Raw genomic sequence first — 26,155 nt, 5'->3', positions numbered from 1 at the left:
AGGAGATGACGAGCGCAGACCGTCCCGCTGACCGCCCCGCCGCCGAGGCCGGCAGCGCCGAGAACGGCGTCGATGCCACCAGTGCCTGGACACCGCCGGAGCGCAAGGAGGAGGTGCCCGAGGACCATGTCGCCGAGATGACCAGCGTACTGCGGCAGGAGGCGCCGGAGACCAGGGTCGTCCAACCGCCAGAGCCATCCGAATCGTCGTCCGGATCCCGGTCTGGCACCGGGTCGGACTCCGTGTCCGGCACCGGCTGGGGCACGGCGTCCAGCTCCATCGCAGGGCGCAGGACGTCCTCTCGCGCGAGGCCGGCGCACCGGGGCGGGCTCGGCGCTGGCATCGTCGACGTGCCGCCGGTGCCGTACCGCGATCCGGAGTCCGCCGTGATGCGCGATCCGGTCGTCGCGGAGAACAAGCGGTTCTGCGGCAACTGCGGCGCGAAGGTCGGCAGGAAAAGCGAGGGCGAGCCCGGCCCAACCGAGGGCACCTGCGAGCAGTGCGGGACGCCGTTCTCGTTCACGCCGAGGCTGTCGCCCGGCGAGACCATCGGCGGCCAGTACGAGGTGCTCGGCGCGCTCGCCTACGGCGGGCTCGGCTGGATCTACCTGGCGCAGGACCACGCGGTCGCCGACCGCTGGGTGGTGCTCAAGGGCCTGATCGACACCGGCGACGAGACCGCCATCGCGGCCGCCGTCAACGAGACCAACTTCCTCGCCGAGGTCGAGCACCCCAACATCGTCAAGATCTACAACTTCGTCGAGCATCCCGATCCGAAGACCGGCACCACCGTCGGCTACATCGTGATGGAGTACGTCGGCGGACAGTCGCTGCGGCAGCTCGCGCTCGCTCACCACAGGGCGACCGGCAGGCCGGAGGGGTTGCCGATCGGCCAGGTGCTCGCCTACGGGCTGGAGATCCTGCCAGCGCTCGGCTACCTGCACAGCAAGGGCCTGCTGTACTGCGACCTCAAGCCGGACAACGTCATCCAGACGAACGAGCACCTCAAGCTCATCGACATGGGTGCTGTCCGCCGGATGGACGACTACACCAGCCCGATGTTCTTCACGTCCGGCTACAGCGCACCCGAACTGGCCACCGAGGGCCCGAGCGTGCAGTCGGACCTGTTCACCGTCGGCCGGACGCTCGCGGTGCTGTCGTTCGAGTTCGCCGGGTACTCGACCAGGTACAAGACGACGCTGCCCCCGCCGGAGGACGTTCCGCTGTTCTCGCTGTTCGGCTCGTACTACCGGCTGCTGAAGCGGGCGACGCACTCCGACCCCGGCAGGCGGTTCGTCTCCGCCGCCGAGATGGCCGACCAGCTCACCGGCGTGCTCCGCGAAACCATGGCGCTCGGCACCGGCGCTCCCCAGCCGGGTGAGTCGACGATGTTCGGCGCCGAGACGCGCACCTTCGGTGTCGAGGCCGTCGTCGCGGACGGCGATGACGGCGTGCCTGTGCCCGACCCGCTCGAGGTGATCGCGTCGCTGCCGGTGCCGCTCGTTGACACCGACGACCCGGCTGCCTCGCTGCTGGCGTCCATGACGGCGTCGGAGCCGCGCGGGGTGATCGAGGCGCTCGCCCGCGCGCCGCACGACTCGATCGAGGTGCGGCTGCGGGTGGTTCGCGCGCGGGTGGAGCTCGGCGAGCTGGCAGAGGCCAATCGGCAGCTGCAGGCCGCGCAGTACATCGCGGTCAAGGCCGGCTACCCGCACGACTGGCGGCTCGAGTGGTACAGGGGCCTGATCGAACTGGCTGGTGGACGGTACAAGCTGGCGCACGCCGCGTTCGACGCCGTCTACGACGAGCTACCGGGGGAACTGGCACCCAAGCTCGGGCTCGCGATGACCGCGGAGGCCGTTGGCGACTACTTCTCGGCGTCGCGCTACTACGAGATGGTGTGGCGCACCGACCGGACATACGTCAGCGCCGCGTTCGGGCTCGCGCGGGTGTATCTGGCGCAAGGTGCGCGCGACGGTGCGGTGCAGGTGCTCGAATCGATCCCGTTGTCGTCGACGCACCACACCGCGGCGCAGGTCGCCGCGATCAAGACGAAGACGCGGATCGGCGCGTCGTCCTCGCGGAATGCCATCGCGGTGGCCGAACACGACTTGGTGGACGCCTCCGAACGGCTGGAACGCCTCACCCTCGACGCCGAACGCCGGGCGATGCTCGCCGCCGAGGTGTTGGAAGCGGCGTACGGCTGGGTGCGGCACTCCGGTGGGAATCGTTCCGGCGATGCGCGGGTGCTCGGCTGTCAGCTCACGGAGCGCGAGGTCCGGTTCGGGCTGGAGCGCTGCTATCGCGCCCTCGCCCGGCTGTCCACCAGCATGGAGCAACGCATCGCCCTGGTGGACAAGGCCAACGCCATCCGCCCCCGCACGCTGACGTAGGCCCTGCCCCGGCCGCCGCGAGTCGCACCCTATTTCGCACGAGTTGCACCTTCGCGTCGCGCGGCGATCATCAGGCGTTGTGGCGAAATGTGTCGCCATAAGGCATCAAGATCCACTCGGGTAATGGGTGGTACCCGTCGGCGCTACCCCGCCCGCAGCTCCACGATGGTGATGTCCGGCGGCGCGCCGACGCGCACCGGCGGACCCCAGAAGCCAGCGCCGCGCGTGACGTACATCTTCGTCCCGCCGCGCTGGTACATGCCCGCGACAGCGCCCTGCTGCAACGTCACCAGCAGCTCGAACGGCGTCAGCTGCCCGCCGTGGGTGTGGCCGGCAAGCATCAGGTCGACGTCGTGCGCCACGGCGTCTTCGAGATCCACCGGCTGGTGCGCGAGCAGCACCGCCGCCCGGTCCGGGTCTCTGCCAGCCATGGCCGCGCCGACGTCGCCGGGGTCCTGCCACTGGTAGCCAGTCGCGTCGTTGATCCCCGCGAGATCGAACGTGCCACCGTTATGGGTGATCTCGGCGCGCTCGTTGCGCAGCACCCTCATCCCGAGGCTGGGCAGGAAGTCGACCCATTCCTGGTAGTTGGAGTAGTACTCGTGGTTGCCGGTGACAAAGAACGTCCCGTGCGTGCTGCGCAGCCCGGCGAGCGGCGCGGCGGCATCCGCGAGGTGCTCGACGCTGCCGTCAACGAGGTCGCCCGCGATGCCGACGGCGTCGACGTCCTCGTCGTTGATCATGTCGACGATCCGTTGGGTGAACGAACGTCCCAGGATCGGCCCGAGGTGGATGTCGCTGATGAGCGCGATCCGGCAGCCAGCGGCGCGCGGGTCCAGCTTGCGCAGCGCGATCGGCACGCGCGTGACGCTCGGCGGGCCGAGGGCGACGGTGGTGCCGTACCCGACCAGCCCCGCCGCCGTGAGCCCGGCGATCGCCGCGCCACTCCGCGCGAGCACGCGACGTCGATCCACGGTGGGCGCGGTAGCGGCGCCGGGGCCAGTGGCGACCGGTTCGGCGTCACTGGACGACGCCGAAGGCTCTGACGCAGCCCCGGAGGACGCGCGATCTGAGCGATCTGACGTGTCACGGCCGCCACGCACCCACCGGCGCAGCGCGAGCCGGGGCACCTCAAGCACCAGCAGCGCCAACAGCAGGTAGAAAAACAGCGCCAGCCAGAGATACCCGGGCCAGGCGAACCACTGCCCGATGTCCGGGTCGACCCGTGTGGCGAACATCAGCGCCGTGAGCATCAGCACGACCATCGCCGCGAGCGCGAGCGTCGCGACCCGGCGTCCGGTCCCGCGCGGCAGGGTGTCGCGGATGAGCCGCCGCCACAGGTAGACGTGCACCAGGGGCAGCAGCACGAGGACAACGATGACGAAGAAGAACAACGCCGCTGCCTTCCGTTGGTTCTACGGGTTGATGTCCCAGCGTTGCGGCTGGGCGGCCTTCTTGGCGCTGTCGCGCAACTTCTCCAGCGCGTCCTCATCGCCGTGCGCGGTGAAGTGCTCCATGTCGACGATCACGAACAGCGCCCGCGCCTTGACGGCGATCGGACCGTCCTCGGCGTCGAGGTGACCGCTGGCGCTGGCGTAGACCTTGCGGCCGCTCGTGCCGTCGACGCGCACGTGGATGTACAACGTCGAGCCGACCGGCACCGGCTGGCGGAAGTCGGTTTCCAGTTTGCCGGTCACCGCTGGCTTGCGCAGCAGCTGTCCGACGGCGGTACCGAGTGCCTCGTCGAACGCACAGGCCAGCAGCCCGCCGTGGGCGAGGCCGGGCGCGCCCTGGTGCTCGCGGGTGACGTCGAACGTCGACTTGATGACGTACGAGTCGGCGACCTCGGTGCTCATCCGCAGTCCGCCCGGTTGCTCGTCACCGCAGCCGAAGCACTCGGTGTAGTGCGGCTGCAGCTTGGTGCCTGGGGTGGGTGCCTTCTCATGGATCGCCGGAGGATCTGTCTCGATCGGCGGCCATGGTTGCGCGGTGTAACTCACCACTCCACGCTAGCTTGTGGTCGGTATGAACGGTATTCCGGTTCAGTCGGGTGTGATGCGGAACCGGATGTCCAGGTCGGTCGCGCCGTAGTGGCCGTCGGACATCCGCACCGCGTACAGGCTGCCCCGCAGCCGCACCGTTGTGCCCGGTTCCCACCGCTGCTTCGGACGCCATGTGACGACCGTGTCGTCCTCGCTCCAGGACCACGTGCCCGCCGTGCGCGGCTTGGCGTCGACGTCCAGCGCGCGCTGGACGTCGCCCTTGTCCCGCACGGGCGCGCTGAACCGGAGCACGATCGGAGTGGTTTGGTCGTAGACGCCGCCGTCGACGACGTTCGGCTGGATGGTGACGACGGTCTTGGGTGCGAGGGTCCGGAACGACCCCTCGATGGGGAACCGTTCCCCTTCGGCGTCGAACGCGGTGCCGGACCAGGTGTAGCGCTTGTCGAAGCCGAGCGGTTCGGTGGCGGTCCAGCGCCGCTGGTCGGCGGACAGTTCGCCGTCGACGTCGGCGCCATCGGCGTTCGTGAGGGAAACCGACAGCAGCGTGCCGTCGGTCACCGTGATCCGAATGGGCTGAACGGGTGAAACTCCGGACGCGTTGAATGCGGGTTCCGGCACGATCCGAAATCCCTCGGTCGGGACGGTCGTGGCGGTTGACCCGGTCGGGATGACATCGCTCGCGCACCCGCCCGCGAGCAGCGCCATGGGGACGATTAGCGCGATGAACAGGGGATTTAGCGCCGAACCCGCTCGCAATGGGCTGGTTTTGTTGTGCCGCGACACGCGCTGTCCCGTCCTTACCGTGGCTCGGTGGATACGCCCATTAAGACGTGTTGGTTCACACTAATGGGAGCACAGTGGGGAGTGGCAAGAGCCCGTGTGCGGTGACATGTGATCACGCATGTCCCCAAGGGTGTTCCGAAGCAGCGGGTTACGGGTAAGCTGATCCGCAGGCCGTCGTTTTGCGTGGTCGTGGCTTCACGCTCGCGGAACTTCTGACGCGAGCTGGGGCGTACGCGCAACTGCTCGACTCGTTGGAACCGCCCGGGACGGTCGCGGGTGCCTTCACGGGCACTCGAAGCGGATTCTGTTACGAGGAGAAAAACGGTGGCGCAAGGCACTGTGAAGTGGTTCAACGCCGAGAAGGGCTTCGGCTTTATCGCGCAGGACGGCGGCGAAGGCGACGTCTTCGTGCACTACTCAGAGATCGAGGGTCGCGGCTTCCGCACCCTGGAAGAAAACCAGCGAGTGGAGTTCGAGGTCGGCCAGGGCCAGAAGGGGCCACAGGCCCAGAAGGTTCGCCAGATCTGATCTAGCGCGAACTGAGCTGACAAGGTCCCCGGTGGCAATGCCGCCGGGGACCTTGTTCTGTGTAGTGGGGGCCGTACTGGGGACTAGTGGATCAGCGGTAGCGGTATGCCTGACGACGTTGCGCGGCTGCGTCGGCTTCCCAGGACAGTCGCTCAAGCACCCACTCCTGGGCGAGTGCCTGAGGTGAGGTCTGGCGGGCTTGGGCGATCTGCTTGAGCTCGTCGCTCGCGATGAGGCTCAGCCGGAGCTGGTACACCTGAGCGTCGCCGAACCGCTTGCCGGCGTCGGTCGTCTCCGCTCCGGTCTCCGGCGCCAGCGCCGCGAGGTAGCTCTCCAGCTCCGTGTCCGGGGCAGCTTCTTCCACCTCCTGTGCCGGTGCCGCGTCGCGTTGTTTCGAGTTGCGTGAGTTGAATCGGAAGGCCACGCGGCAACGATAACGACAAGGTTTCGACGCCGCTACGGTGCAGTTGGCGGAAGTCGTTCAGACATGGAGAGGCCCCCGCGCCAGGGGGAGGAACGCGGGGGCCGGAGGGGATCTCCACAGGCGCTGACCGGGGGTGTGTCAGCACCACGATTGTTACATGAAACTCGGCGATGTCGCGACCGCTGGGGGTAAAAAGATGCCACCGAGTCGCCATCCTGTAGCCATCTCGCGGCTACTTCCTCCTTGCTGTGTTGCCCTCATCCGAATTGGGTCGGATACGCGCCGAACTGGCGTTACAACGTTCCGTGATGAATAGTTCACCCAGCGGGGGGCTGTGGTCATGGTCGTGACCTGGTTAGCCTCGCCGCCAAGGCAGGTTGCCGTTCGTGTCGAGCGTGAGGAGGCGCTGTGAGTGGTGCACTAGAAGTTCGAGAGTTCCTCATGCGGCACGACGGCGCTGAAGCCGTCCGTGGTCCCGGTGGCGTGCCGTCGCAACGGTCAGGAGGCGCCGAAGCCGCCAGGGTGTCCGACGATCAGGTTCGCCGTGCGCGCATCGCTGTTGCCAGCGGGTCATTAGGGGCGCAAGACTGCGAGCAACTGCTCGACATGCTCGGCTTGATCCCGGACGACGATGGCGTGCCGCCGGTGCAGAAGTGAGGGCGTCGCGCTGAGGCCGGTTTTCCGGTGTTTCACGTATTTGTCGCCATCCAGATGCGCACCCCCTGGTCGCGCACCTAGACGGCGACTTGGACGAACGTACTCTTGCTGTGCGGGCATGGCAATCGATTACCAGAAGAAGATTCACGATGTCACTCAGCTGTCCTAGTGGCGTTATGCAGTTACCGGAGCGTTGGCGGGATGACGACTTGCGCGGCAAGGTTCGCGACGGGTGCGCGTTGCGGCGTCGCTGAGCTGCGACGGAAAACCAACCACCCCCCGTTGTTGAGAGGTTGAGGCGGTACCGTATGCTTGTACGCGGCTCCCAGGGAATCGTTCCGATGGCTCTGGGAACGCGGTCGGTCGGTTCGCCGAACCGACCGGGCTCCCATCGTCCAGCGGCCTAGGACTCCGCCCTTTCAAGGCGGCAACGCGGGTTCGAATCCCGTTGGGAGTACGCAACACAGTTTGGCCCTGTGGCGCAGTTGGTTAGCGCGCCGCCCTGTCACGGCGGAGGTCGCGGGTTCGAGTCCCGTCAGGGTCGCTTTTTTGTGCAGCGGGTTTGCCTCCGGCAGACCCGCTGTTTTCGTTGGTGGGCATCACGCTGGGCGCGAACGTCTTGGGCGTCTTCGTGCCGGAGCCGCTACCGAGTGGTGTCTGTCCTCGTGGGGGCGAAGGCATGTTTCAGAGTGGCCGCTGGCGTGAATCCGTCCGATGAGTCATCGGGGCCGACGTTGTCGCCGGGCACGTCACCGGCGGCGATTCGGCAGCCTTGGTACCCGTCAGCCGGTGTTGACCCTGCTGCGGTCGGCGGGCACCGTGTGCGATATCCTCGTGTCTCGTACGGCCAGGTAGCTCAGTTGGTACGAGCGTCCGCCTGAAAAGCGGAAGGTCGCCGGTTCGATCCCGGCCCTGGCCACCGTTTACGAAGCCGCTTTGACCATGTCAAGGCGGCTTCTTACGTTCCGAGCTGATCGCGACTACGCCACTGTGAGCGTCGTCGATCGCCAGTCACAGACGCTAGTTTCCCGTGGGGCCATCCGACGGCGTCTCCTACGAAGCCGAGGCAGCGGGCCACTGGGCAGCACTGGAGGAGATCCTGCATCGGCAGGGCGTTGATGCTGACGCGGCCGAGCTGCGACACCTTCCACATGAGGTGGTGCCCAGCGCGTGGCTGCTTGCACGCATAGGCTGTGCCGACGCTGATCGTCCCAGCGGCTGACGCGCTGGGGGACGGGGGTTGCCGTGGCTGGGTATCGGTTCGCCTTGGCAGTGTTGTGCGTGGCGGGTGTCGTTGTCGCAGGGTGCACCGGGGTGCCCGACCGCGAGCCGCAGGTGCAACGCCTCGAGGACGAGGTCTCCGCGATGCCCGGCGTCGAGGACTTCCGGGTGATCTACTCGAACAGTGTCAAAACTGGGTCAAAGCTCAATGTGACCGTGAGAATGCCTACAGCGAGCGAGGCGCAGATCGCAGAGGTCGCCACCCGTATCACTGTTCTCAAACAGGATGACTTTGACGGATACAGCGAGTCGACCGAATTCGAGATAGGCGATCGACTTATGCTGCGATTCGATGGCCAACTGAGTTCGGACCGGGTCGTCAAACGCGCGCGACGACTGCGACAGCTCGGTTCGGCGGTGCCGAAGGCCGAAATCAACTGGTATGGCGGAGAACTTGAACTGCGGGAGGCTCCGGACATCGCTGGGTCGCTCGCCGCCGTGCGTACCGAGTTTGGGAGCGAGCCTGTTCGGGTGGAGGTCATGCCAGACGACGGTCCATGGTGGACTGTCGACTTCCCCTTCAGTATCGCTCAGCAGCAACGCATTCGTGGCCAACTGTCCGAGTTGCGGGTCGATGTGGCCTACGTTCGCGTGGCGAACGGTCGTCCATCGGGGCTATCCGTCGGCGTTAGCGATCCGAAGACGGCATACCGAGACCTCAACGCGCTGATCGCAACCATGCGGCCGACTCGCGAGCACCCGATGAGCTTGTCGTGGAGGTGGGATGGGTCGGCGCAGGACGACCGGAAGTTCCAGGGCATGGTTCATGTGGCAGGCTGCGGGTACAGCAACACCGCAGGAGAAAAGGATCCCGAGCGCTACTTCACTCAGAAGGCTATCGATCTGCAGCGCCGACTGCGCGACGAGTTTGACACCTGCCCGTAGGTTGCGTGCGACACGGCATGTTCGCATCGCGCCTGTGACGTCGGCAGCCCGATACGCAGGCCCTCGGGCAGCGGCGGGAACTCGTCCCAGGTTCGCCTGTCGAGCACCCGGCCGCCCGCGTTGCGGGTGCGCCCGCCTCACTGCTTGAACAGGAACGGGATGCCCGCGGCCACGCAGCGGTCCCGGACGTCGCGCACCCACGATGCGGCCGTGCGGCGAGACCGGGGGCCGGACTCGCCGCCGACGTACACCCAATCGAGCCCCGCGAGATCGAGGTCGGGCACCGGCCCGAGCAGCGGCTGCAGCGACAGAAACCGAACGGCAGCCGGAGTCTCGCGCAGGGCGTCGGCGGCCGCTTGGTCAGCACGAAAACCGATGCCTGTCCGCCCGCTCCATCACGTCGACGACGTCGCCGATGAAGTCGTCGGGCACACCGGGATGGAAAAGGTCGCTCATCGAGTCGACGAACACCAGCCGGGGACGTCGCCACCGCAGCGGTTCGGCCAACTTGTCCGGATGCGGGGTGAGGGCGAAGCCGGGTCCGCTGGTCGCGGGGTCGCCGTCGCGTTGGTAACGCGCGTTCGTGCGTGGTTGCGGACATGTCGTCACCCCGAGTTCCACGATGCCTTGCCGCTCTTCCCAGCACCACCGGAAAAGGCTTGACCTCGACCTTGCTTCAAGTATCAGACTCTGTGCCAGCTCACTTGGAACAGGGAGGTCGCAATGCGGGCCATAGTGGTGAACAAGTTCGGCGGGCCTGAGGTGCTCGAATTGGCCGAGGTGGCCGAGCCGGTGCCAGGCAAGGGACAAGTCGTGATCGATGTCGAAGCCGTGGACGTGCTATTTCTCGAAACGCAGCTGCGTAGCGGCCAGCTGACTGATGCCTTCGATGTGCGGCCGCCGTTCGTGCCGGGCGGCGCGGTCGCAGGTCGCGTCTGGTCGGTCGGACCCGACGTCGACACCGGGCTTGTCTCGCGTCGAGTGGCCGCGCGGACCGCGGAGTACGGGGGTTACGCCGAGCAGGCCGTCGCGGCCGTTGAGAGCACGATTCCGGTTCCCGAGGAACTGGGATTGTCCACCGCCGCGTCGCTGCTGCACGATGGCCCGACTGCCCTGGGGCTGTTCGACAACGCCGCGATTCGGCAGGCGGAGCGGGTGCTGGTGACGGCGGCGGCCGGTGGCCTCGGCCTGCTGCTGGTGCAGCTGGCCAGCGCGGCGGGGGCGCGGGTGATCGGCGCGGCACGCGGCGGCCGCAAGCGTGATGCGGTGCTGTCAGCTGGTGCGCACGACGTCGTCGACTACAGCGAGACGGACTGGCTAGATCGGGTCCGGGCGATCACGGGCGGGAAGGGTGTTGATGTCGTGTTCGATGGCGCTGGGGGTGCCATCGGCTCCGCGGCGTTCGCCGTCACCGCGCGAGGCGGCCGATTCTCCGCGCATGGCGCGGCGAGTGGTGACTTCGCCGAGATTGACCCGGACGATGTGCGGCGGCGTGACATCACCCTACGCGGCATCGAGCAGGCACAGTTCGCACCCGCCGAGGCGCGGGCGATGGCAGAGCGCGCGTTGGCCTACGCATCGTCTGGCCGCTTCCGCCCGCTGATCGGCGCGACGTTCCCGCTAGCTGACGCGGCACGTGCGCACCGTGCCATCGAGCAACGCGAAGTGCTCGGCAAGACGTTGCTGACAGCGACGGCAGGCTAGCTGTGCTGCGTGATCCACAGTGGACCGCGCAGCACAGCTAGGCGTCGCTGCCTTCGCTGCTCAGCTGACCTTCACCAGGTCGATCACGAACACCAGCGTCTCCTCGGCGAGCTGGTGGCCAGGGTTCGCGCCGTAGCCCAGCTCCGGCGGCACGACAAGCAGTCGGCGCGCGCCTTCCTTCATGCCGATCAGACCTTCGTTCCAGCCGTCGATCACCCGTGCGTTGCCGACGTTCTCCACCGGGAAGGTCTCCTGACGGTCCCAGGAGGAGTCCAGCTTGCCGCCGTCGGAGAAGCCCACCAGGTGGTAGTGCACTTCGGCCGTGTCGCCTGCCGTGGTCTTGGCGCCGTTGCCTGCCTTGACGTCCTCGATCAGCAGCTCGCCCGGGGGCGCGCAGTCGTCCGGAATGGTGACGTCCGGAGCCGCGCCCTTTTCCCCGCCACGGTGAAGTCCGCCGCCGCGCATTCCGTGCCGTTGGCAGCCGCTTGCTCGGCCGACGTCGTAGTCGCGGCCGACGTCGTAGGGGCGGATTGCTCTTCCTCGGCGGAACCGCAGGCGGCGAGCGCGACCGTCGTCGCGGCGGTGATCAGAATCGTGGCAAGACGCATAGCACGTACAGTACTGGCGCGCTCACACCACGAGCCCGCACGGGTCGCGAACATCATCGCGCCCGCATCTTTGCCGCGCTACGAATCCCACCGAGTAGGTGCTGCCGGAACTACGCCTGGCGGATATGTCGACACGTCGAGGTCCGACAGATGGACGCCGAGAACGTCAGCGATACGGAAGAGGGCACGAGGGGCGGGCACCCGGCGCGCGGTCTCGGGTGTGCGGTCAGCGGTGCCTGCGCACCGGACCCACGCGCACGTCGGGTTGACGTTGCTGGTGGTGCCGCACCGGGACGTCGGTGACCTGCGTGTCGCGCGAAGTCCGCCGCGGTTTCATCGTGGTTCGGGCGCTGGCCTGATTGGTGCGCTGACCCCTGGTCGAGTTGTCCCTGCCGTGCTCGCGGTCATAGGCGGCCCGGCGCGCGGGGTCCCGCAGTAACTGATACGCGGCGAGTACCTCCTCCAGTTCGTTCGGATCGGCGTTGTTGTCGGCGTCGGGGTGCAGGTGCCGGACGAGCCTGCGATACGCGCCGGTGATCTCCGCATCGGTCGCGGTTGGCGCGACACCGAGAACGCGGTATGGATCGCGCGGCGCGTCGGTCATGCTCGTTCACCTCGCGGCGGTCCGGGGCGTTGTTCCGGTCAGCTCGACTGCCGAGCCGGTCAGCTCGGGAGTCGTGCTCGTCAGGTCGGCTGCCGAGCCGGTCAGCTCGCGAAGATCATCGAGCGCTGGTGCGACGAGCAGCCCTGCCGTCGTCAGGCACCCGCGCGTGGCATGCAGGTCACGCACCAGTTCCTCGCCGACGTACTGGTTCTCGTCGTCGAACGCGAATGACGCGTGGTCCCTGATCCGGTCGACCAACTCGCCGAGGGCGCCGGTTAGCTGCTGGACGCCCTCGACGGCGTCACGCACCGTTGCGACATCGGGATCGGTGAACTCGCGGCAGCAGGTCTCAACCTGACGCCGCGCTTCGTCCAGCACGGTCTGCGTTAGGGGACTGGTTTTCACGGTGGGTCAGCTCCTCGGACGCGGCGAATCCGGCCCTGCGCTCACTACGCGGGGCCGGAACTCGCCATCAATCGGTCAGGCGTTGATCTCCTTGCGGTCGGCGCCCCCGCCGATCTCGATCTTGCGCGGCTTGGCCTTCTCGGCGACAGGCAGCCGGATGGTCAGCACACCGGCGTCGTAGTCGGCCTTGATGTTGTCCGCGTCGAGCGTGTCGCCGAGGAAGAGCTGGCGGGAGAACAAGCCGCGTGGCCGCTCCGCGACCTGAACATCGGCGTCATCGCCGAACTCGCCCTTGCGCTCTGCCTTGACCGTGAGCACATTGCGCTCGACATCGAGGTCGATCGAGTCCGGTGATACGCCGGGCAGGTCAAACTGCACGACATATTCGTCGCCGGAGCGGAAGGCATCCATCGGCATGGCCGCCGGCCTGGTCGATGTGCCGTTGACGCCGAGGAACTGCTGGGTCAGCCGGTCGAGCTCCCGGAATGGGTCGGTACGCATCAACATCGCCACTTCCTCCTTCTCCCTTCACAGTCGGGTCCTTGTTCCGATCGAGCCGTTCGATGGCTCTCAATGTTGCAACGCGTGACTAAAGTTTATTGTTCCCGACGAGATAGATATTTGCCGTCGGATCTTGGTGAGCGATGCTTGGTGGGCGATGCTGCGGTGGTCGGGCGGTTATCGGCCCGCCGCGCGTCGCCGCGGCGGGCCGGGAGTTGTCAGGGAAGTTGAGACTCCGTAGTCGATTCACGCAGCACGCATCACCTGCCTTACTCGCGTCAGGACAACTGTTGGCAGTCCTCACGCCGGAGGGGCGCGTTGTCGCGCCATGAAGTCGGCCGGGACGTCTACCTGGACCGCCCACAGTCGCCCGCTGGTCCATCGCTTCGATGGCGGAACCGGATTTGGCCTGCGACGGGAGTGCGTCCGCTGCGGCGGCGTGCTGTCGCGCTCAGCCGGCTCGCTGAAGTTGGCGGCGACGATCGCGTCGAACTCGTCGCGCAGTAAGGCATCGTCAGCGCACAGCAGCCGCAGGAACTGCTCCTGTGTGGCCTCAGACGGGGCAACGATGTTGGTCATCCGCGATCACTCCGGCACCGTCGTTGTTCGATAACCAGATCACTCACCGATGTACTTTTTCTATATCTCAGACTGGAGATTGTGTCAAGTAGTAGTTCGCGATAACGTCGTATACAGACTGGAATGAACCGACTGTGTCACGAGGAGCGTGGGGTGCGCGATCTCGACAAGCTCAACGACCCGACCTACCCGGCTTTCACCATCGGGCAGGCGGCCGACATGCTCGGGGTTCAGCAGGCATTCCTGCGCAGCCTGGACGGCGCGGACGTGGTCACGCCGGAGCGTTCCGGTGGCGGGCATCGCCGGTACTCCAAGCAGCAGCTTGAGTTCGTCGCGCGGATGCGCGAGCTGTTCGACCAGGGGCACACCCTCGCGGCGGCGAGTCGCATCCTCTGGCTGGAGGACGAACTGGCCGCCGCCTACGACGAGATATCCGAACTGCGGCAGCGACTCGGATACACGGAGAGGCGCGGCGGGTAGTACGCGACCAGGTCAGAACGGCGGGTCGTCGCCGGTCGATGAGGCGTCGGTGGTGATCGGTTCGCCTGATGCCGTGGTCGATCTGGCCGCCGCGGTGCCTGGCGCGGTTCCGTTGGTCGCCGTTGCGTCAGTGTCGGCGCCGGTGGGTCGTGGCGGTCGTGGGTGGTGCTCGTAGCTACGTCCGGACGGTGTGGTGATGGTCGCGGTGCCCGTGTTCGGGTCGAAGTCGATGTGCCAGTCGGGCTGGCTCTTCAGGTAATGGTGGTATTCGCACTTGGGTGCGCCGTTGTCGCTGCTGGTGTCCGGGCGGTGTTGCCACTCGATGCGGTGGTCGAAGTCGCACCGCTGGGCGGGGCGGTGGCAGCCGGGCACGGTGCATTCCACGTCGCGGACGGCGACGAAGTCGCGAATGGCTTGAGTGGGGCGCCTGCGAGTGGCGCCGAGGTCCATCGGCGCGCCGGTGCCAGGGTCGGTGAGGACCTTGCGCCAGACACTGTTCGGTCGGGTCATGATCTCGCGGGCGATTGGTCCGGGTAGCGGGCCGTAGCCCGATAGCTCCGCGCCGTCGTCGCCGATGGTGAGCGCGGTAGTGGCCGGGAGGTGCAGGAACACCGTCGCCGCGGCTGCGGGTGGCTGTGCGCCGGGGTCATTGCCGAGGAGCAGGTCGGCGTAGACGTCGGCGCGGAGTTGGTCGAGGGTGCGAGCATCGCCCTTGTTGCGCAAGCTGCGTGCCATGCCGTCGATGCGGCCATAGGCTGCCGAGGCGAGCTCAGCGGGCAACTGTGCGGCGAGGGTGGACATGGCGTCTTCGCCGGGGATCAGCTCGACCCTCCGTTCGGTGCGCGCCCGGCGGGCGCGGTCGGTCTGTCCGTCCGGATCGACCTTCGTGACCAGGCGTCGAGCCGCCCGTACCAACCGAGCGGGGTCCAGCCAGGACAGTTTGCCGGTGGCGAGCTTGTCCGTGAGTCGCTGGTCGACCTCGCGGCGTCGCGGGCCGGTGAGATGCGTGACCGTGTTGGTGATCTTCGTGGCAGGGTGGCGCTCGATCTGCCCGGACTCCATGGCTGCCAGCAGCTGGGGCATGTCGTCGGTAAGCATGCGTGCGGTGGCTACCCGGTCAGCCGTGGCGTGCCGATTGATCCGCAGTTCGAGCGCGGCTTCGTCTGGTACGTAGCGCGAGCCATCCCGTAGTTCATCGAGCCTGGTCAGCGCGTGCGCCTCGATCGCGTCCGCGCGGGCTCGGAGTCTGCGCACCGCGGCCAGGGTGTCGATCACCTCGCCGTCGTCGAACCCCGCGATCTCCTCACTAGAGCTGAACAGCACGCGGTGATCGGTGAACCGCTCGACGTCGATCGGGCGTGGATCGACGAGATGGTCTGGCAGGTGCAGATACCCGGCGCCGGAGCCGACTTCGATGAATGTGGTCACGGTCACAGTTTATCGAACACAGGTTCGATATCAAGTCGCTATGGTGCGCGAGTGGAGGATCCGCAGGGGCAATGTGCGGAGTGCGGAGCGCCCCTCAACCCAGTCAGCGTGGCGTTCGGTGCTACGAAGCAGGGGCCGATGCCTTGGCGCCCGGCGACACCGCGGCGGGCCGCAGGTCCACCCGTCGCAACAGTTGGGCGTTGAGCGCGACGATGATCGTCGACAGGCTCATCAGCACCGCGCCGATGGCCATCGGCAGCACGATGCCAGCCCAGGCGAGTACCCCGGCCGCGAGCGGGATCGCGGCGAGGTTGTACCCCGCTGCCCACCACAGGTTCTGCGTCATCTTGCGGTAGCTGGCGGCCGACAGCGTGCTCACCACGACCACTGCGCGTGGGTCGTCCGACGCCAGCACGATGCCCGCGGATTCGATCGCGACGTCGGTGCCCGCGCCGATGGCGATGCCGACGTCAGCGCGGGCGAGCGCGGGCGCGTCGTTCACGCCGTCGCCGACCATCGCCACGGTGTGCCCGCGCCGCTGCATGTCGGCCACCGCCGAGTCCTTGTCCTCCGGCAGCACCTCGGCGAACACTTCGTCGATGCCGAGGTCGCGCGCGACGGCGTTCGCGACCTGCTGTGCGTCGCCGGTGATCATCGCGACGGTCACGCCGCGCCGGTGCAGGACGTCGATCGCCTGCCGCGACTCCGGCCGAACCTGGTCCTCAAGCGCGATCGCGCCGATGACCTCGCCAGCCTTGATGACGTGCAGCACGGCGGCGCCGCGTTCCCGCCAGCCGGCGACGTCGTTGGCCACGCTGTCCGGGATGTCGATGCCCTGCTCGCGCAGCAGCGCGGGACCACCGACGGCGACGTCATCGTCGGCGACGGTCGCCCGTACGCCCCTGCCGGTCATCGCGTGGAACCCGGACGCCTTCGGCACCTCGGCCCCGCGATCGGCCGCCGCAGCGACGATGGCGCGGGCCAGTGGGTGTTCGCTCTCGGACTCCACCGCGGCGGCCAGCCCGAGCAGTGCGTTGTCGTCGCCGTCGGTCGCCGCGACGCCGGTGACCGCGTGCTCGCCCTTGGTCAGCGTGCCGGTCTTGTCGAACAGCACCGCATCGACGTTGCGCATCCGCTCCAGCGCGAGCCGATCCTTCACCAGGATGCCGTTCCGCGCGGACTTGGACGTCGAGATCGAGGTGACCAGCGGAATCGCGAGTCCGAGCGCATGCGGGCACGCGATGATCAGGACCGTCACCGAGCGCACAACGGCGGCGTCGGTGTCACCGAGCAGCGCCCACACGACGATGGTGATCGCGGCGGCGGACACCGCGATGTAGAACAGCAGCGCCGCCGCCCGGTCGGCGAGCACCTGGGTGCGCGACGTCGATCCCTGCGCCTGGGCGACGAGCCGTTGGATGCCCGCTAGCGCGGTGTCCTCACCTATGGCGTCGATGCGCACTCTGATCGAGCTGTCAGTGGACACGCTCGCGGCGATGACGCGGTCGCCCTCGCCGCGCGTTACCGGGTTCGATTCCCCGGTGATCATGGATTCGTCCAGGTCAGCGGTGCCCTGCACGATCTGGCCGTCGGCTGGCACCCGCGCACCCGGCCGCACGAGGACGACGTCGCCGACCGCGAGGTCTCCGATGTGGACGGTCTCGATGCTGCCGTCGTCCGCGACACGCTCCGCCTCGTCCGGCAGCAGTTCGGCCAGCGCGGCGAGCGCCCCGCGTGCCTGGCCGATGGCACGCATCTCCATCCAGTGACCGAGCAGCATGATCACGATCAGCAGGGCCAGCTCCCACCACACCTCGACCGTGAACAGCCCGATGCTCGCGGTGAGGCTGGCGACGTAGGCCACGCTGATCGCCATGCCGATCAGCAGCATCATGCCCGGCGCGCGGGAGCGGATCTCCTGGATCGCGCCGACGACGAATGGCCAGCCGCCGTAGAAGAAGATCACGGTGCCGAGTACCGGTGCGAGCCACGTCGAGCCGGGGAAGGTCGGCGCGGTGTAACCGAACCACTCTTGGATCATGTCGGCGTAGAACACCACCGGCAGCGTCAGCAACAGTGACAGCCAGAACCGGTCGCGGAACATCGCGGGCGAGTGGCCCTCGTGCTTGTCGTGACCCGTGTGTGCGTCGTGGTCCCCGGCGTGCCCGTCACCGGCATCGCCGCCATGCGCTGCGTGCGGGTCGTGCGCTTCGTGTCCTGCTTCGGTGTGCTCGTCCGTGCCGTGCTGGACTGCCGCTTCCCGCGCGTTCATGACCGCCTCCTCGACGTGTCGTATCGGCCGACGTCGGTGTGACCCCAGTGGTCCCCGTTCGGGTTTACCCGCTCGCGGTCCGTGCCACCCGTCACCGTCACCGAACCAGTGGCCGGAGACATAGCACGAAGGCCCTGCCGCGCCGGATGAGACCGAGGGAGCACGACGTCGCCGAGCGATGGACGCGACGACGAAAACTTGTGCCAGCGCCTCGTCGCGGTGGCATCCTGGACACAGCCTGACCAGAATGCAGGCTTGCCGTTCGCGTGAGCGTGAGTATGCCGTCTACGGATATCCCCTTCGCCGACGTCCGCGAGACGCACGTCGCGGTGTTGTTCCTGGTCGGGGACAGGGTGTACAAGCTGAAGAAGCCGGTCGACGTCGGCTTTCTGGACCTGCGCACGCTGGAGCGGCGGCTCGCGGTGTGCCGCAGGGAGGTGGCGCTGAACCGGCGGTTCGCGCCCGACGTCTACCTCGGGCTTTCCGAGGTCACCGACGTCGACGGCTCGGTGTGCGACCACCTTGTTGTGATGCGACGGATGCCGGAGGAACGGCGGCTGAGCACGCTGGTCGCGGCTGGTGAGCAGGTGGCGGATGTCATCGGCCAGCTCGCGCGCATGATGGCCGCCTGTCACGCGTCGGCGGAGCGGTCGGCTGAGATCACCGCGCATGGCTCACGCGACGCGATCTTGGGCCGGTGGCGGGCGAGTTTCGATGAGCTGCGTGAGCTCGACGATCCCGCCGTGGATCGCTCGGTCATCGCCGAGGTCGAGACGCTCACCGAGGCGTTCCTCGCTGGCAGGGAGCCGCTGTTCGAGGCGCGGATGTCCGAGGACAGGATCGTCGATGGCCACGGTGACCTGCTCGCGGACGACATCTTCTGTCTCGACGACGGCCCGCGCGTGCTCGACTGCCTCGAGTTCGACGACGAGCTGCGTTGGCTGGACGGGCTGGACGACATCGCGTTCCTCGCCATGGACCTGGAACGTCTTGGCGAGCCTGCGCTGGCGGCGCGGCTGTTGGCGCGCTACGCGGAGTTCGCGGCCGATTCGGCGCCGGCGTCACTGCGACACCACTACATCGCCTACCGAGCGTTCGTACGGGTGAAGGTGGCGTGTCTACGGCACGCACAAGGCAACGCGGCCGCAGCGGACGACGCCAAGCGGTACGCGGCCATCGCCGTCGATCACCTCCGCAAGGGACAGGTCCGGCTGGTGGTCGTCGGTGGGCTGCCTGGGACGGGCAAGACCACGGTCGCTGGTGCGGTCGCCGACGAGCTGGGCGCGGTGCTGCTGTCCAGTGACCGGTTGCGCAAGGAACTTGCTGGCCGCGACCCGAACGACAGCGCGATGTCGCCCTATGGGGGCGGGATCTACGATGCCGAGCACACCGAGCGCACCTACGACGAGCTGTTGCGGCGGGCGCGGTCGCTGCTCGAGCGGGGCGAAACCGTCGTACTCGACGCGTCCTGGCATCGGCAGGCACACCGGGACGCGGCCCGCGCCGTGGCTGACGAGACCCACAGTGAGCTGGCGCAGCTGCGGTGCTACGCGCCTACCGACGTCGCGGCCGAACGAATGCGACGCCGTACGGGTTCGGCATCGGACGCCGACGCCGACATCGCCGCCGCGATGGCCGCGCACACCGACCGGTGGCCGGACGCCGTCGCACTCGACACCGTCAAGGCACCCAGCGCGACGACGGCCGAGGCGCTGCGGGCGGTGACGAATTCCTCCTGATTGGGCGCGGTGCGCATGCGGGGTCGATGAAGTGGACATATCGGGAATTCAGCGGTGTCCTTGTGCGTTGTTTGGAGTAGTCGCCGTGAAGTCGGTCGCGGCTGTGGGAGGAATACGTGGCATCTGACGTGAAGGTCCGCGCGCACCCGCGTGAGGCGCATGCCGACGCTGAGCCTGATCCGGTTCGGAGCTATCTGAACGAGATCGGCCGCATTCCGTTGCTGAGCGCGTCGGAAGAGGTCGAGCTGGCCAAGCGCATCGAGGCGGGCGTCTACGCGGATTACCTGCTGCGTACCGACGCCGAGACAGGCGGCCGAGATCGCCGCGACCTGCGCGTGATCGCCGACGAAGGGATGCGCGCGAAGGAGCGCATGATTCGCGCGAACCTGCGGCTGGTTGTGGCGGCGGCTAAGAAACGGCAGGGCGGCTTGTCGCTGCTGGATCTGATCCAGGAGGGAAACCTGGGGCTGATGCGTGCGGTCGAGAAGTTCGATTACGCGAAGGGGTACAAGTTCTCGACCTACGCGATGTGACCTACGCGATGTGGTGGATTCGCCAGGCGATGCAGCGCGGCAATGCTTTTCTGAGCCGTGCTATCCGGCTGCCCACGCATCTGACGGAACAGATCGCGAAACTGAATCGCGCCGAGCGGGAATTGATCACACGGCTTGAGCGCGATCCCACAGATGCGGAATTGGCCGAGGAGAGCGGCTATCCGGTCGACGCGGTCGGGCGGATGCGGCACGTCTCGCGGGTCACCGCGAGCCTCGACGTCCCGATTGGCGACGACGGTGAGGCGAGCCTCGGCGAGTTCATCGCGGATCAGCACGTTGAGCAGCCGCAGGAAACCGCCGCCGAACGTGCGGAGCTGGTGGACCAGGTGCTCGGCGTACTGGAACCGCTTGCCGCGCGGGTTCTGGCGTTCCGCTATGGCCTCTACGACGGCAATCCGCACACGCTGCAGGAAACCGCGCAGTACCTTGGCCTGCACCGCGAGCGGGTGCGACGGCTGGAGCGCCACGCCCTTGACGAGCTGCGTGCTACCGATCAGCGCGAGGCGCTGCTGGTGGCGTGACGCGTGAAAGGCCATGTGGCCCGGGAAGTCGGGACCTTGGACTCACGCCTGCGGTGCATCCGCGGGCGATGCTGATGGTGTCGGGGAAACCCGCCCGAGGGCGACCTCGGGCGGGTCCGTCACGTCAAGGCCGGGGGTCGGCGCTAGACCTCGACAACCACCGCGCAGCTCCAGTAGTTGGGTCCCTTTCTGAGCTGCAGCCCATGGAGTGCGGTGGGCTTGGGTACGCCCACGACCGGCTCCGTCTTGGCCAGTTCGGCCATGCCACAGGTGACGTCGAGTCCGCGTGAGCCTGCCCGTACCGTGCTCGTCACTGGGACCTGTCCGGACATGTCCATCCGGTTGATCACCTCGTCCAGCACGCCGACGAGCAGATCCTCGTCGGTCTCGCCGCCGACCTCGAACTCCACCGTCGACACCGGATCGCCAGTGGCCTCGACGACACTGTCGACAAGGCCACGGACCGCCTCCGCGACGCACTTCTCCCTGCTGGGCGCCCACGCCTCGATCCGCAGATCGGCGGTGTGCCGCAGCCAGCGATACCCGGACTCAGTTCCAGCTGATCCCACGGTGCACTCCTTACGCCACTCCGACCGTAGACCTCGCGGCGCGACGGCGGGAGGGTCAAAATGCCTCAACCTCTCACGGACCGTCGGTCACCAGCTGGTCAGCTCACTGTCAATCACCCTGTTAACGGTGTGTAGCCAGAATTCGGGCATAACGCGCACCCTCCGGGCGGTGTGTGTCGTTAGTCACGTCAGCGAGCACGTCGAGAGGAGTGAGGATGTCCCTCCCTATCTTTCCTGGAGACTTCGACGACGACCCAGGTCACATTTGCCCGGAGTGTGGTGATCCCATGCCGGACGACGAAGTCTGCGGGAACTGCGTCGAAGAACTTCAACCGACTTCGGTCAGCGACTGGGATGTCGCGTGATCGCGGTCAGTGATCAGCTGACGGACTGACCATTGAGATCGGGCATTTCGCCCGTACACGTACGGTTGGCCTGCTCGGCGGAGTTGGGCTTGCCGCGTGATTCGCCGTCCGCTCCATTGTTGCGGTGCGGTCGCACATTTACGCTCGGGGCATCGCGGTTAAGCCACAGCCGCCGGTACCCCGAATCATTGGGAGGCCGAGGCGAATGGCGTTCGGACCTGGCAGGTTCTGCAACGCTCCGGCCCGTGCCTCTCATGCCAGTCGCGGGAGGCATCGTGGTAGCGAGTCCGTCTTACAGTGGCAGCATCACCGCCGCGCTCGCGCCAGGCGGATGCGACGGAGTGCCAGCATCGGTCTGGGCCAGCTGGCGCGCGCTCATCGACCTCACCGACACTCTGGACACGGACCTCGGTACGCACTTGCAGCGGCTGTGCCGTGTCGCCGTGCAGCTCATCGACGTCTTCGAGGCAGCGGTGGTTGTCGCTGACAGCAGCGGTGCGCCGACGGTGGTCGCGGCGTCATCCGAGCGAACCCGGGCACTGGCCGAGCGCGAGATCGAGCTGGCAGAAGGACCCGCGGTGACGTGCTGCCAGCAGGGCGAAACCCTGCGCTGCCCCGACCTCGACGTCGCCGAGCGGTGGTGGCCACGGTTCGCGCCCATCGTTCACGAGGCAGGGATGTCGGCCATCCACGTCGTGCCGATGTGGCACCGCGCGCGCACGCACGGCGCACTCACCCTCTATTCGGTGTGGCCAGGCACGCTCGTTCCAGCGGACGACGACTTAGCCTGCGCGCTCACTGACGCCGCGACGATCGGCATGCTCCAGCTCCGCCGCGCGTGTCAGCACGCCGCGGGGGATGAACACTCCACTGCAGCCGAGGAGCATGCCGTGCGTTCACGGCGCGACGACGACCTGTCCGGTTGCATCGACGCCATCATCGACCAGTACAACAAGGCGCACCAGAAGTGGACACAGTTCCCCAGGGTCTACGAAGAGCAGCTCAACCAGCTCAGGCGAGCGCGGGAAACCGCATCCGATCCGCTCGGGGACCGCACAGGATCGAACCGTTCCGAATAGTGCCTGGCGCGTGTGGTTCAGACGCGCCAGCTCACGCGCTGTGGGTCAGAGGGTCTGTTGGTCAGGCGCTGTGTCGGACGTAGGCGTAGAACGCGCGTCCGCCACCCTGTTCGATCGCGCGCCGGGTCTTCCTGCGCCGCGTGTGTAGGCATTCCCAACCGCGCAACCGGCAGCGCCCTCCGGTTCGCTCAATGAGACGACGTTGGACCAGTTCGCGGATCGTGCGGTCGAGGGCACGCACTTGGCGGGGGTTCGCTTGTTCCACACCGTGAACTAATGCAGCCAATTCGTTTCCGGTGTAGCCAGCGGGTGCGTCGTGCTCGATGAGTTCGCCGTCCCGCCAGAGCGCGGCTGGGGCGTCCACCCACAGCAGTTCGGACAGCGCTTCCAAGATCGCGTACTGGGCCGCGGTGACGTGATGGGTGTTCGGAGGCAGCCAGTAACAGGCTTCGTCGCAGTACTCGTTCTCCGGTACCGCCACGATGGGCGGCGGCTCCGCGGCGCTGGTTCCCGTTGTTGTGGCGCGGGGTCTCGCTGGCCGGTCGGACAGCGAGGCGGGACGCGGCCGTCTGCGACGGGGTTTCGTCGGCGCCCTGAGCTGTTGCCGCACCGGTGACGGGTGGTGTGAGCTGGGGTTTTCTGGCAGTAGGTCGATGTCTCGCCGTTCGTAGTCGTGCGGGTTGATGGAGGCGCCCGTTGGGAGGATCCACTCGCGGCGAGTGCGCTTCGCGGCGGTGCCGTCGTCGCGTGTCTCGTACTGGTGGTTGGCGTAGATCTTGGTCCGGCGGGTCGTCCCGTCGGCTTCTTCGATCGTCAGCCGCACGGTTGGCTCGTCGACGCCTCTCGTGATCACGGGGCCGCGCGTCTTGATGCGCACCCAGTGGTTCCCGTCGCGATAGGTCAGACCGGAGGTGAAGTTCTTTCCGAGCATTTCAGCAGACCTTCCACTCACGCGATGGTTTCGGTAAATGAAATCACCGTATCACTTCGGTTTACGCGGAGGAAGAGTCAACTTGGAAGCCGCGCGTCACCGCGACGCTCGCCTCGCCGTCCCGGCTTGTTGCGATCGGCATGGTGTTCGCCGCGATCCTCGTCCTGAGCATCATCACCGCCGCCAGTGCGGCGCTGCTCTAACCCTCGTCTGCGGAAAGGGCTTCGCGTGGTGGCAGGACTCAGAGGTCGAGTGCCGCTGACCCGAAGGCGACGTTGAACCGGTCGCACCAGATGACGACGCTGCGCAGGCCGTCGATGTCCGCGTCGGTAGGGATGGCGTAGTTGTGGCTGCCGTGCGTCGCCTTGAGCTCGCCGAGCGCCACGTAGCGGCCATCGTCGTATGCGCCCCACTCGTCGAGTCCCGCTGCGGCGTCGGTGAGCCAAACGTGCAGGTCAGGGCCGTCCGAACTGGCCAGGCCGGTCAGCCGGAGGACTCTGCTTCCGTCCGGACGTTCGATGACCAGGGCTTTCCCGGACGTCTCGTGCTCCTGACTGACGAACGTGCCCGACGCGAGCGGCTGCGGGCCGGTGGCGTCGTCGGATTCGTCGGCTTGATCGGGCTCACCGGCGGCCTGTTCCGTCGCGAGCGGCGATGCTTCGTGCAACTCACTGCTGGTGAAGGCCTTCCACGGTTGGAACGCCCACAACCCGACGCTGATCCCGATCACAGCGACGATCGCAACAGCGGACAACACAATCCTTCTACGCATCACGGAACTCCCTGACTTTCGGTCGTTGTCACCAGTCTCGCGGGAGTGGCTGGCCGTGGGGGCTCGATCGGGCTTACGAAAGCCTGACGGTGGTGTGGTTCGGTCTCGCCGTCTCGGTGGTGGGCTGGCGGTGCCGTGGCGGCTCGGCGGGTGTGGTGCCAGAGTGGAACACGGGGTGGCGAGAGAGGGACGCGACGTCCCGGACGTTGAACACGGCGTCCTGAATGACGAACACGGCGTCCTGAGTGGCGGACACGGCGGCAGGAGCGGGGGACACGGCGTAGTGGAGGTTGTGGATGCGTGTTGATCTCGGGTCGTTTTCGAGGGCGGAGCTGGCGCCGTTGCCGACGCCGCTGGAGGACTGTCCTCGGTTGGCCGAACACCTCGGCGGACCGCCGATCCTGATCAAACGCGACGACGCGACCCTCGTCGGTGCTGGTGGCAATAAGGTTCGCAAACTGGAATACCTGCTCGGCAAGGCGCAAGCGGACGGCGCGGACACCGTGATCACATTCGGCGCGGTACAGACCAACCACGGCAGGCAGACGGCGGCCGCGTGCGCGCGCCTTGGCCTGCGGTGCCAGCTGGTGCTCACCGAACTGGTCCCGCGTTCGGATGACGCCTACCTGCGTTCCGGCAACATCCTGCTGGACACCGTCTTCGGGGCCGAGGTGCACATCTGTCCGGGCGAGGACGAAACGGTCGAGACGTTCCAGCGGCTCATGTCCGAGGCCGAGAAGGAGGGCCGGAACGTCGCGGTCCTGCCGCTCGGCGGGTCCGACGCGGTGGGCGTGCTCGGCTACGCGAACGCGGCGGCCGAACTCACCGGACAACTTGCCGAGCGCGGCACCACCGCGAGCAAGGTGGTCGTGCCGTGCAGCAGCGGTGGCACCGTCGCTGGCCTGGTGCTCGGCACGGCGCTGCTTGGCAGTGACTTGATGATCCACGCCGCATGCGTTTCCCACAGTGCCAGCGAAACCGAGCACACCGTCGCCACACTGCTCGCGGACGCCGCCGACATGCTCGGCGTCCACACGCCATCGCTGGATCGGGTCAGTTTCGACGACTCCGTGCTCGGCGCGGGGTACGGCATTCCGGATGAGCGGGTGTGGCGGGCGATTCGACTCGTCGGCACCATGACGGGTATCCCGCTCGACCCGGTGTATTCCGGTAAGGCAGCCGCGTTGCTCATCGACACCGTGAGCGAGAGCGGCGGCGGCGCCCCGGTGGTCTTCCTGCACACCGGGGGCATGCCGGGGCTGTTCGGTTACGCGTCCGAGGCGTCCACCGAGCTGGCCGCAGTGTCGAACATGACGTCCGCAGTGCAGGACACGATGTCCTGAGTGTCGGACACAGCGTCGTGAGTGTCGGACACGACGCGGCGGTCTCACGCGCCGCGGGTGACGGCTGGTTCCCGGTCGCGCCAGGTCGTCCGTGCCAGGAAGAACTGGGTCAGGCTGCCGATCGTGAGGGCGTACAACACCGTGCCGACCCCGACGGTGCCGCCGAGTAGCCACCCGGCTAGCAGCACGCCTGCCTCGATCCCGGTGCGCACCACCTGGACCGAGCGTCCGGTGGACGTCACGAGTCCGGTCATCAGGCCGTCACGAGGGCCGGGGCCGAGCCGCACGCCGATGTAGGCGGCGGTCGCGATGCCGTTGAGCACGACGCCGCCGACTAGGAGCGTGATCTGCCAGCCGAGGTCGTGCTGTTCCGGTAGCACCAGACGCACCAGGTCCACGGTCACCGCGATGACGATGACGTTCGCGATGGTGCCGAGACCGAGACGTTGCCGCAGCGGCACCCAGGCGAGCAGCACGGCACCAGACGTGATCGCGGTGATGATGCCGAAGCTGAGGCCGGTGCGCACGGTCAGACCCTCGTGCAGCACGTCCCACGGGCTGAGCCCGAGCCCGGAGCGGGTCATCATCGCCATGCTCGTGCCGTACAGCGCGAGGCCGGCGATCAGCTGGGTCAGGCGCGCGGCGGGGGAGACGGTGAGGGGCATCGGGGCTAGGCGTGGTGTGGTCACCTGACCAGGCTCGCCGACGATTGGCTGGCAATTCCATAACCAATCGAGAAGAATTGGT

At 67.4% G+C, this 26,155-nt stretch carries 29 protein-coding genes and 3 tRNA genes; 15 read left to right on the top strand and 17 right to left on the bottom strand.

All coding sequences use genetic code 11. From position 1 onward, the window contains the following. Positions 1 to 5: 5 nt before the first annotated feature. Positions 6 to 2,393, top strand: coding sequence for a serine/threonine-protein kinase (locus AMYHA_RS01745; protein WP_034275390.1), 2,388 nt, complete (start codon positions 6 to 8; stop codon positions 2,391 to 2,393). 143 nt (positions 2,394 to 2,536) lie between these two features. Here the strand turns inward: AMYHA_RS01745 and AMYHA_RS01740 are convergent, their stop codons facing one another. From AMYHA_RS01740 to AMYHA_RS01730, 3 genes are read right to left on the bottom strand one after another with little or no spacing between them, the layout of a single operon-like run. Further along, positions 2,537 to 3,787: a metallophosphoesterase gene (locus AMYHA_RS01740; protein WP_034267285.1), complete on the bottom strand. Its 1,251-nt coding sequence runs from the start codon at positions 3,785 to 3,787 to the stop codon at positions 2,537 to 2,539. A gap of 21 nt (positions 3,788 to 3,808) precedes the next feature. Next, positions 3,809 to 4,393 carry a PaaI family thioesterase gene (locus AMYHA_RS01735; protein WP_034267282.1) on the bottom strand — a complete coding sequence of 195 codons (585 nt, stop codon included), beginning with the start codon at positions 4,391 to 4,393 and terminating at the stop codon, positions 3,809 to 3,811. 42 nt (positions 4,394 to 4,435) lie between these two features. After that, positions 4,436 to 5,014: an Ig-like domain-containing protein gene (locus AMYHA_RS01730; protein WP_157361711.1), complete on the bottom strand. Its 579-nt coding sequence runs from the start codon at positions 5,012 to 5,014 to the stop codon at positions 4,436 to 4,438. A gap of 489 nt (positions 5,015 to 5,503) precedes the next feature. On the opposite strand from AMYHA_RS01730, the gene AMYHA_RS01725 reads away from it, so the two are divergent. Continuing rightward, positions 5,504 to 5,707: a cold-shock protein gene (locus AMYHA_RS01725; protein WP_034267280.1), complete on the top strand. Its 204-nt coding sequence runs from the start codon at positions 5,504 to 5,506 to the stop codon at positions 5,705 to 5,707. A gap of 91 nt (positions 5,708 to 5,798) precedes the next feature. On the opposite strand, the gene AMYHA_RS01720 is transcribed toward AMYHA_RS01725, so the two are convergent. Next, complete coding sequence (locus AMYHA_RS01720) at positions 5,799 to 6,131, bottom strand: hypothetical protein (RefSeq protein ID WP_051399425.1); 333 nt, start codon at positions 6,129 to 6,131, stop codon at positions 5,799 to 5,801. A gap of 408 nt (positions 6,132 to 6,539) precedes the next feature. Here AMYHA_RS01720 and AMYHA_RS01715 point away from each other — a divergent pair, with 408 nt between their 5' ends. The 6 genes from AMYHA_RS01715 (at position 6,540) to AMYHA_RS01690 (ending at position 8,954) form a co-directional block, all read left to right on the top strand. Further along, positions 6,540 to 6,788, top strand: coding sequence for a hypothetical protein (locus AMYHA_RS01715; protein WP_034267277.1), 249 nt, complete (start codon positions 6,540 to 6,542; stop codon positions 6,786 to 6,788). A gap of 384 nt (positions 6,789 to 7,172) precedes the next feature. Then, positions 7,173 to 7,245, top strand: a tRNA-Glu gene (locus AMYHA_RS01710). 13 nt (positions 7,246 to 7,258) lie between these two features. Further along, positions 7,259 to 7,332, top strand: a tRNA-Asp gene (locus AMYHA_RS01705). 301 nt (positions 7,333 to 7,633) lie between these two features. Then, positions 7,634 to 7,707, top strand: a tRNA-Phe gene (locus tag AMYHA_RS01700). 111 nt (positions 7,708 to 7,818) lie between these two features. Beyond that, complete coding sequence (locus tag AMYHA_RS01695; RefSeq protein WP_034267274.1) at positions 7,819 to 8,010, top strand: hypothetical protein; 192 nt, start codon at positions 7,819 to 7,821, stop codon at positions 8,008 to 8,010. Between the two features lie 92 nt (positions 8,011 to 8,102). Next, positions 8,103 to 8,954: a hypothetical protein gene (locus AMYHA_RS01690; RefSeq protein ID WP_034267271.1), complete on the top strand. Its 852-nt coding sequence runs from the start codon at positions 8,103 to 8,105 to the stop codon at positions 8,952 to 8,954. 137 nt (positions 8,955 to 9,091) lie between these two features. On the opposite strand, the gene AMYHA_RS28135 is transcribed toward AMYHA_RS01690, so the two are convergent. After that, entirely contained in the window at positions 9,092 to 9,259 is a 168-nt protein-coding gene (locus AMYHA_RS28135) for a DUF5131 family protein (protein WP_330760644.1), read from the bottom strand. Positions 9,260 to 9,314: 55 nt separating this feature from the next. Next, positions 9,315 to 9,563 carry a DUF5131 family protein gene (locus AMYHA_RS28130; RefSeq protein ID WP_051399424.1) on the bottom strand — a complete coding sequence of 83 codons (249 nt, stop codon included), beginning with the start codon at positions 9,561 to 9,563 and terminating at the stop codon, positions 9,315 to 9,317. 114 nt (positions 9,564 to 9,677) lie between these two features. On the opposite strand from AMYHA_RS28130, the gene AMYHA_RS01680 reads away from it, so the two are divergent. Continuing rightward, a complete protein-coding gene (locus tag AMYHA_RS01680) occupies positions 9,678 to 10,658 on the top strand; it encodes a zinc-binding dehydrogenase (protein ID WP_034267268.1) in 981 nt (326 codons plus the stop codon). A gap of 60 nt (positions 10,659 to 10,718) precedes the next feature. On the opposite strand, the gene AMYHA_RS01675 is transcribed toward AMYHA_RS01680, so the two are convergent. From AMYHA_RS01675 to AMYHA_RS01655, 5 genes are all read right to left on the bottom strand, one after another. After that, positions 10,719 to 11,123 (bottom strand): FKBP-type peptidyl-prolyl cis-trans isomerase, encoded by a 405-nt coding sequence (locus tag AMYHA_RS01675; RefSeq protein ID WP_157361709.1) that lies wholly within the window; start codon positions 11,121 to 11,123, stop codon positions 10,719 to 10,721. A gap of 369 nt (positions 11,124 to 11,492) precedes the next feature. After that, on the bottom strand, positions 11,493 to 11,870 hold the full coding sequence (locus AMYHA_RS01670; protein WP_034267265.1) for a J domain-containing protein: 378 nt from the start codon (positions 11,868 to 11,870) through the stop codon (positions 11,493 to 11,495). A gap of 6 nt (positions 11,871 to 11,876) precedes the next feature. Next, entirely contained in the window at positions 11,877 to 12,275 is a 399-nt protein-coding gene (locus AMYHA_RS01665; protein WP_034267262.1) for a hypothetical protein, read from the bottom strand. Between the two features lie 75 nt (positions 12,276 to 12,350). Further along, entirely contained in the window at positions 12,351 to 12,782 is a 432-nt protein-coding gene (locus tag AMYHA_RS01660; protein ID WP_034275384.1) for an Hsp20/alpha crystallin family protein, read from the bottom strand. A 294-nt stretch (positions 12,783 to 13,076) separates the two neighbouring features. Next, a complete protein-coding gene (locus AMYHA_RS01655) occupies positions 13,077 to 13,355 on the bottom strand; it encodes a hypothetical protein (protein WP_034267259.1) in 279 nt (92 codons plus the stop codon). A gap of 123 nt (positions 13,356 to 13,478) precedes the next feature. On the opposite strand from AMYHA_RS01655, the gene AMYHA_RS01650 reads away from it, so the two are divergent. Continuing rightward, positions 13,479 to 13,835 carry a MerR family transcriptional regulator gene (locus tag AMYHA_RS01650; protein ID WP_051399423.1) on the top strand — a complete coding sequence of 119 codons (357 nt, stop codon included), beginning with the start codon at positions 13,479 to 13,481 and terminating at the stop codon, positions 13,833 to 13,835. A 12-nt stretch (positions 13,836 to 13,847) separates the two neighbouring features. Here the strand turns inward: AMYHA_RS01650 and AMYHA_RS25430 are convergent, their stop codons facing one another. Together AMYHA_RS25430 and AMYHA_RS01640 are read right to left on the bottom strand one after the other, a co-directional pair. Then, positions 13,848 to 15,263, bottom strand: a complete 1,416-nt coding sequence (locus tag AMYHA_RS25430) for an HNH endonuclease signature motif containing protein (RefSeq protein WP_169732883.1) — start codon at positions 15,261 to 15,263, stop codon at positions 13,848 to 13,850. Positions 15,264 to 15,384: 121 nt separating this feature from the next. Next, positions 15,385 to 17,535, bottom strand: coding sequence for a heavy metal translocating P-type ATPase (locus AMYHA_RS01640; RefSeq protein ID WP_084036700.1), 2,151 nt, complete (start codon positions 17,533 to 17,535; stop codon positions 15,385 to 15,387). 278 nt (positions 17,536 to 17,813) lie between these two features. Here AMYHA_RS01640 and AMYHA_RS01635 point away from each other — a divergent pair, with 278 nt between their 5' ends. From AMYHA_RS01635 to AMYHA_RS27720, 3 genes are all read left to right on the top strand, one after another. After that, positions 17,814 to 19,274 carry a bifunctional aminoglycoside phosphotransferase/ATP-binding protein gene (locus AMYHA_RS01635; RefSeq protein WP_034267254.1) on the top strand — a complete coding sequence of 487 codons (1,461 nt, stop codon included), beginning with the start codon at positions 17,814 to 17,816 and terminating at the stop codon, positions 19,272 to 19,274. 116 nt (positions 19,275 to 19,390) lie between these two features. Then, complete coding sequence (locus tag AMYHA_RS27725; RefSeq protein WP_231104594.1) at positions 19,391 to 19,807, top strand: sigma-70 factor domain-containing protein; 417 nt, start codon at positions 19,391 to 19,393, stop codon at positions 19,805 to 19,807. Continuing rightward, positions 19,804 to 20,349: a sigma-70 domain-containing protein gene (locus tag AMYHA_RS27720; RefSeq protein WP_231104593.1), complete on the top strand. Its 546-nt coding sequence runs from the start codon at positions 19,804 to 19,806 to the stop codon at positions 20,347 to 20,349. The genes AMYHA_RS27725 and AMYHA_RS27720 overlap by 4 nt, the downstream gene beginning before the upstream one ends. A 143-nt stretch (positions 20,350 to 20,492) precedes the next feature. On the opposite strand, the gene AMYHA_RS01625 is transcribed toward AMYHA_RS27720, so the two are convergent. After that, positions 20,493 to 20,918, bottom strand: a complete 426-nt coding sequence (locus tag AMYHA_RS01625; RefSeq protein ID WP_034267251.1) for an archease — start codon at positions 20,916 to 20,918, stop codon at positions 20,493 to 20,495. 619 nt (positions 20,919 to 21,537) lie between these two features. Between AMYHA_RS01625 and AMYHA_RS25425 the strand changes: the two genes are divergently transcribed. Continuing rightward, positions 21,538 to 22,362: a GAF domain-containing protein gene (locus AMYHA_RS25425; protein ID WP_051399421.1), complete on the top strand. Its 825-nt coding sequence runs from the start codon at positions 21,538 to 21,540 to the stop codon at positions 22,360 to 22,362. A 61-nt stretch (positions 22,363 to 22,423) separates the two neighbouring features. Here the strand turns inward: AMYHA_RS25425 and AMYHA_RS01615 are convergent, their stop codons facing one another. Together AMYHA_RS01615 and AMYHA_RS01610 are read right to left on the bottom strand one after the other, a co-directional pair. After that, complete coding sequence (locus tag AMYHA_RS01615) at positions 22,424 to 23,293, bottom strand: hypothetical protein (RefSeq protein WP_034267248.1); 870 nt, start codon at positions 23,291 to 23,293, stop codon at positions 22,424 to 22,426. Between the two features lie 241 nt (positions 23,294 to 23,534). After that, complete coding sequence (locus tag AMYHA_RS01610; RefSeq protein ID WP_034267245.1) at positions 23,535 to 24,065, bottom strand: DM13 domain-containing protein; 531 nt, start codon at positions 24,063 to 24,065, stop codon at positions 23,535 to 23,537. 296 nt (positions 24,066 to 24,361) lie between these two features. On the opposite strand from AMYHA_RS01610, the gene AMYHA_RS01605 reads away from it, so the two are divergent. Beyond that, complete coding sequence (locus AMYHA_RS01605; protein WP_051399420.1) at positions 24,362 to 25,408, top strand: D-cysteine desulfhydrase family protein; 1,047 nt, start codon at positions 24,362 to 24,364, stop codon at positions 25,406 to 25,408. A 44-nt stretch (positions 25,409 to 25,452) separates the two neighbouring features. Here AMYHA_RS01605 and yczE read toward each other — a convergent pair whose 3' ends face one another. Continuing rightward, on the bottom strand, positions 25,453 to 26,073 hold the full coding sequence (yczE, locus tag AMYHA_RS01600; RefSeq protein ID WP_034267242.1) for a membrane protein YczE: 621 nt from the start codon (positions 26,071 to 26,073) through the stop codon (positions 25,453 to 25,455). Positions 26,074 to 26,155: the final 82 nt, after the last annotated feature.

Origin of the sequence: Haloechinothrix halophila YIM 93223 (assembly GCF_000504245.1) — a bacterium.
Taxonomy (GTDB): domain Bacteria; phylum Actinomycetota; class Actinomycetes; order Mycobacteriales; family Pseudonocardiaceae; genus Haloechinothrix_A; species Haloechinothrix_A halophila.
This window is presented reverse-complemented; position numbering and strand designations above follow the sequence as displayed.

Excerpts from the sequence above, each read along its gene's own strand:
- yczE (WP_034267242.1), bottom strand. The coding sequence starts at position 26,073 with ATGCCCCTCACCGTCTCCCCCGCCGCGCGCCTGACCCAGCTGATCGCC.
- AMYHA_RS01650 (WP_051399423.1), top strand. The coding sequence starts at position 13,479 with ATGAACCGACTGTGTCACGAGGAGCGTGGGGTGCGCGATCTCGACAAG.
- AMYHA_RS01640 (WP_084036700.1), bottom strand. The coding sequence starts at position 17,535 with ATGAACGCGCGGGAAGCGGCAGTCCAGCACGGCACGGACGAGCACACC.
- AMYHA_RS01605 (WP_051399420.1), top strand. The coding sequence starts at position 24,362 with ATGCGTGTTGATCTCGGGTCGTTTTCGAGGGCGGAGCTGGCGCCGTTG.
- AMYHA_RS25425 (WP_051399421.1), top strand. The coding sequence starts at position 21,538 with ATGCCAGTCGCGGGAGGCATCGTGGTAGCGAGTCCGTCTTACAGTGGC.
- AMYHA_RS01675 (WP_157361709.1), bottom strand. The coding sequence starts at position 11,123 with ATGCGCGGCGGCGGACTTCACCGTGGCGGGGAAAAGGGCGCGGCTCCG.
- AMYHA_RS01655 (WP_034267259.1), bottom strand. The coding sequence starts at position 13,355 with ATGACCAACATCGTTGCCCCGTCTGAGGCCACACAGGAGCAGTTCCTG.
- AMYHA_RS01610 (WP_034267245.1), bottom strand. The coding sequence starts at position 24,065 with ATGCGTAGAAGGATTGTGTTGTCCGCTGTTGCGATCGTCGCTGTGATC.
- AMYHA_RS01670 (WP_034267265.1), bottom strand. The coding sequence starts at position 11,870 with ATGACCGACGCGCCGCGCGATCCATACCGCGTTCTCGGTGTCGCGCCA.
- AMYHA_RS01745 (WP_034275390.1), top strand. The coding sequence starts at position 6 with ATGACGAGCGCAGACCGTCCCGCTGACCGCCCCGCCGCCGAGGCCGGC.
- AMYHA_RS01660 (WP_034275384.1), bottom strand. The coding sequence starts at position 12,782 with ATGTTGATGCGTACCGACCCATTCCGGGAGCTCGACCGGCTGACCCAG.
- AMYHA_RS01680 (WP_034267268.1), top strand. The coding sequence starts at position 9,678 with ATGCGGGCCATAGTGGTGAACAAGTTCGGCGGGCCTGAGGTGCTCGAA.
- AMYHA_RS01635 (WP_034267254.1), top strand. The coding sequence starts at position 17,814 with ATGCCGTCTACGGATATCCCCTTCGCCGACGTCCGCGAGACGCACGTC.
- AMYHA_RS01615 (WP_034267248.1), bottom strand. The coding sequence starts at position 23,293 with ATGCTCGGAAAGAACTTCACCTCCGGTCTGACCTATCGCGACGGGAAC.